This is a genomic window from uncultured Kiloniella sp., from assembly GCF_937128705.1.
GTDB lineage: Bacteria > Pseudomonadota > Alphaproteobacteria > Kiloniellales > Kiloniellaceae > Kiloniella.
Window position 1 is genome coordinate 1 of sequence record NZ_CAKZMP010000330.1, and the last position, 3407, is coordinate 3407.

Here is a 3407-nt window from a genome sequence, read left to right on the forward strand (position 1 = left end):
TGACGAATTGACCAAAGATCTTCCGAATTTAGTTGAACTCGGTAAACAGGTAAGAGCAAAGAGAAAGGCCGAAGGTCTAAACCAAAAAACACTGGCTGCACTTGCTGGCTGCTCCCATGTGCCCGTTGTTCATTTAGAAAGAGGTACTGGGAAGTTAAACTTAAACACGGCATGGAAAATCATGGATGCCTTAGGTATGACAAAAGCTTCTTCGGATTGAATATATCCCGTTTAAACAACTTAGAACTAGTCCAAATGATCAATCCCAAGAGAGAGTGAACGCTTTCGCGTTTGAATACCTGCAATTAAACTATCAGATAGCGCTTCTGGAAAATCTTCGGTTAATGTTTGGATTGTTTCTTCTATAGCAGTATCTATTCCATTTAAGATGTCACGTAACAGTTGCTGAACCAGAGGCAGGCCAAATTCAGACCTTTTGGCAGTTTGCAAAAAGTGCCTGACTGCGACTTCATCCATTCGATATTTATTATCATCGCCCACAGACATAGCAAGCTTCATTTGTTTTCGTTGCAATTGCCCTTCATCCAACGCTTTTTGTGCCGACAATATGTCGTAGAAAGGTGTCATATTAAAACCGCCTGGTTGCAAAGAGATGCTAAAATTCTTGGCATGCCCGTCAGTAGCGCCAAGCAACCAAAATAATATTTGTGCCTTGATAAAAGCCGATTGATCTTTTGTTGGTTGGTTACTGGCCTTTAATAAGTCCATGCACTGAACAATATTAGGTCCCCCATCTGCCTGATATTTTTGACTGGGAGGAGTTGCCATTGCCTGACAAAAATCTTCCTGTGGGATACGCATCAATTTTTCATTTGAAATCCACCGCCTATCAAAACGCTCAATAACAAGGGCCTTCACATCTTCAAACTGACAAATTTCCACTTTTGCAATATCAAGCCCCATAAACTCACAGAATTTCATGCAGAAAAATTCATTCTCCACGCTGTCCTGCAAATCAATCCCGTTGGGTAATCTCCCCAATTGTGTTTTGAAGATATGAGTTGTTGGTGTCATACCCACAGGGCGCAACCATTGATTATTCACCAGTAAAAGGGCTGTTTTTTCCTGCGCACCTGCAATGGAAATTCGAAAATCGTCATCACCTTTTATCCCTAGAGGATCTGCTTTAAGATCACGCAGGATGTGTGCAATATCTGCCTCGGAAACTTCTTCGCCTTCCAGATTAAGTCCATGGATTTTGCCATTTCCAGATGGAATAAACTGTAAAGCACCGACACAATCGCCTCCAATTTTCTCCAGCATGCTAAACGCATCTAAACCCGAAGCATTCACTTTGGAGGCAACTCGCTCACGTATAGCCTGATTGTCAGGAAGCAGGTTCTCAAGATAGGCAATCACTGGTGCGCCTTGATACCCTCTTTCATTCAAAGGCAAGGAAAGAGAGATCGGGAAGGTTCCACTCAGTGAAAGCCATTCAGGCGCATATTTAAAGGTTATAGCACCAGAACGTGCCATCACGATGTCGCCTACGTTGCGACCATTCAACAATATGGATAGTTGCTTCACTGCAGTAAGTCCTCAAGCTGAACAGATCCGGGCTTCTGGCGCGGCATTAACTCAAATTCCAGTTCAAGGGCCTCCAGCACTCGGAAAATTGTTTTAAGCTGCGTCCCAGCATCCCCATTCTCCAAAGAGGATATAGTTGCAGGGCGCAAATTAGTTCTGGCGCTAATATCTTTTTGCGTCAGCCCTTTCTTTTTACGCGTGCGCCGAATAGCTTCGCCTAATTGTTTTTCGTTTCGTGCGGTGAGAATCATAACATACTCCCTTATTTACGCCACAGAGTAACATATGCACAATTACGCCACAACGTAAATTAACAAAAAATACGCCATAGCGTAATATGCCAAGAAGCCAGTTTTTGCTGTAAGGGTAATGCCCCCATTTTTAGGAGGCTGTAAAAGTAGAATTTTTGCGGCACTATAAGCCAAGGAGATATTCAAATGGTTGCGTATGACACGACAGAATTAGAGAAATTTATACATTCCGAATACGAAACCCAGAGGCACAGCCTTGGATGGGGATTACTTTATACTCCCCGCTCAACATTAGCTACCGCTAGAACCGTATTTATGGGATTGAACCCTGGCGGCTCAACTTACATTAAACCTCAATTTAGTTCGGAATTAGGATCTTCTTATACAGAAGAAACCTGGGGATCCTACATTAAAGGAGGTGCACCACTACAGCTTCAAGTAAGAAAGTTATTTGAAATCCTCGATGAAAACCCCGCAAATGTATTGAGCGGTAATTTAGTACCATTTCGCTCTCGAAACTGGGCATCATTGGAAAATAAAGAAGCATCACTAAAAACTGCCGAGAAAGTTTGGCGTCCAATTCTACAAAGTAGGAGCTTTCGTATTGTAACTATGGGGAAAGTCGCAGAATCAAGCCTTGTTTCTATGCTCGCTGCAGAGCCTACCCATGTTGTTGAAACTGGATGGGGAAATGTTAAAGCGCGATTTTATAAATACGATACCGGAAGCCTTTGTTGTTTACCCCATTTGTCTAGGTACAAGATTTTTAACCGTGGGAAGAGCAATAACTTGGAAGCTGCATTGAGAGAAATGTAACATAAAGCCCACGAAGTTTGACTTATCATCAAGCACTTGCCGATTGGTTGCAGCGTCTAACAACAAGGCAGGGTAACTGGGGATTCAAGCTGTGTTTTCTATATCTGCACAATGTGAAGGGTTTTGCCTGGAACCACAAACGGGTTTACCGGATTTATTGCGAACTTGAACTGAACCTGCGGATCAAGTCGAAGAAGAGGTTATACCGGGTAGCTCCGGAACCCTTACATGTACCAGAAATGATCAATGAAGTTTGGAGCATGGATTTCATGCATGGCCAGCTTGATGATGGCCGCAGTTTCCGGGCTTTCAATGTCATTGATGATTTCAACCGGGAAGGCTTGGCGATTGAGTGGATTTATCTCTTCCGGCGACACGAGTGATCCGAGCATTGAACCAGATCATCGAAGGGCGCGGTCAACCAAAGGCCATTCGTTGTGACAACGGCCCTGAATATGTCGGGCATCAGGTCATGGCCTGGGCGTAGAAGCGCCATATTGAATTGCAATTCATCCAACCAGGAAAATCACAGCAAAATGCCTATGTGGAGCGCTACAACAGAACGGTGCGATATGATTGGCTGAACCAGTATATCTTTGAAAATATTGAGGAGGAGCAGGACGCGGCCACACAGTGGCTATGAACACACAACAACGAGCGCCCCAAGATGGCCCTCGGCGGCATTACGCCAAAGCAGAAACTCACCCATACAGCGGCAGTCGCATTTTCATTACTCATCCTATCAACTGTATGTCAGGCAGAAGACCTCGCAGGCACAGCCTCGGTGATTGA

Annotated in this window: 4 protein-coding genes and 1 pseudogene; 3 read left to right on the plus strand and 2 right to left on the minus strand. The window is 44.2% G+C overall.

Annotated features, from left to right (window positions below):
• The coding region (locus Q0241_RS16805; RefSeq protein WP_299379602.1) for a helix-turn-helix domain-containing protein at positions 1 to 220 on the plus strand (220 nt) is incomplete at its 5' end.
• 26 nt (positions 221 to 246) lie between these two features.
• Here the strand turns inward: Q0241_RS16805 and Q0241_RS16810 are convergent.
• Together Q0241_RS16810 and Q0241_RS16815 are read right to left on the minus strand one after the other, a co-directional pair.
• Positions 247 to 1548 (minus strand): type II toxin-antitoxin system HipA family toxin, encoded by a 1302-nt coding sequence (locus Q0241_RS16810; protein WP_299379605.1) that lies wholly within the window; start codon positions 1546 to 1548, stop codon positions 247 to 249.
• Complete coding sequence (locus tag Q0241_RS16815; protein ID WP_299379608.1) at positions 1545 to 1799, minus strand: helix-turn-helix transcriptional regulator; 255 nt, start codon at positions 1797 to 1799, stop codon at positions 1545 to 1547. Before Q0241_RS16815 ends, Q0241_RS16810 begins: the two co-directional genes overlap by 4 nt.
• 186 nt (positions 1800 to 1985) lie before the next feature.
• On the opposite strand from Q0241_RS16815, the gene Q0241_RS16820 reads away from it, so the two are divergent.
• Both Q0241_RS16820 and Q0241_RS16825 read left to right on the plus strand, forming a co-directional pair.
• Positions 1986 to 2615, plus strand: a complete 630-nt coding sequence (locus Q0241_RS16820) for a hypothetical protein (RefSeq protein ID WP_299379611.1) — start codon at positions 1986 to 1988, stop codon at positions 2613 to 2615.
• Positions 2616 to 2641: 26 nt separating this feature from the next.
• Positions 2642 to 3330: pseudogene (locus tag Q0241_RS16825) on the plus strand (IS3 family transposase); the annotation flags it as partial.
• Positions 3331 to 3407: the final 77 nt, after the last annotated feature.

What these genes read in the sequence shown, in the direction of transcription:
- Q0241_RS16815 (WP_299379608.1), bottom strand. Translation starts at nt 1,799, where the DNA reads ATGATTCTCACCGCACGAAACGAAAAACAATTAGGCGAAGCTATTCGG.
- Q0241_RS16820 (WP_299379611.1), top strand. Translation starts at nt 1,986, where the DNA reads ATGGTTGCGTATGACACGACAGAATTAGAGAAATTTATACATTCCGAA.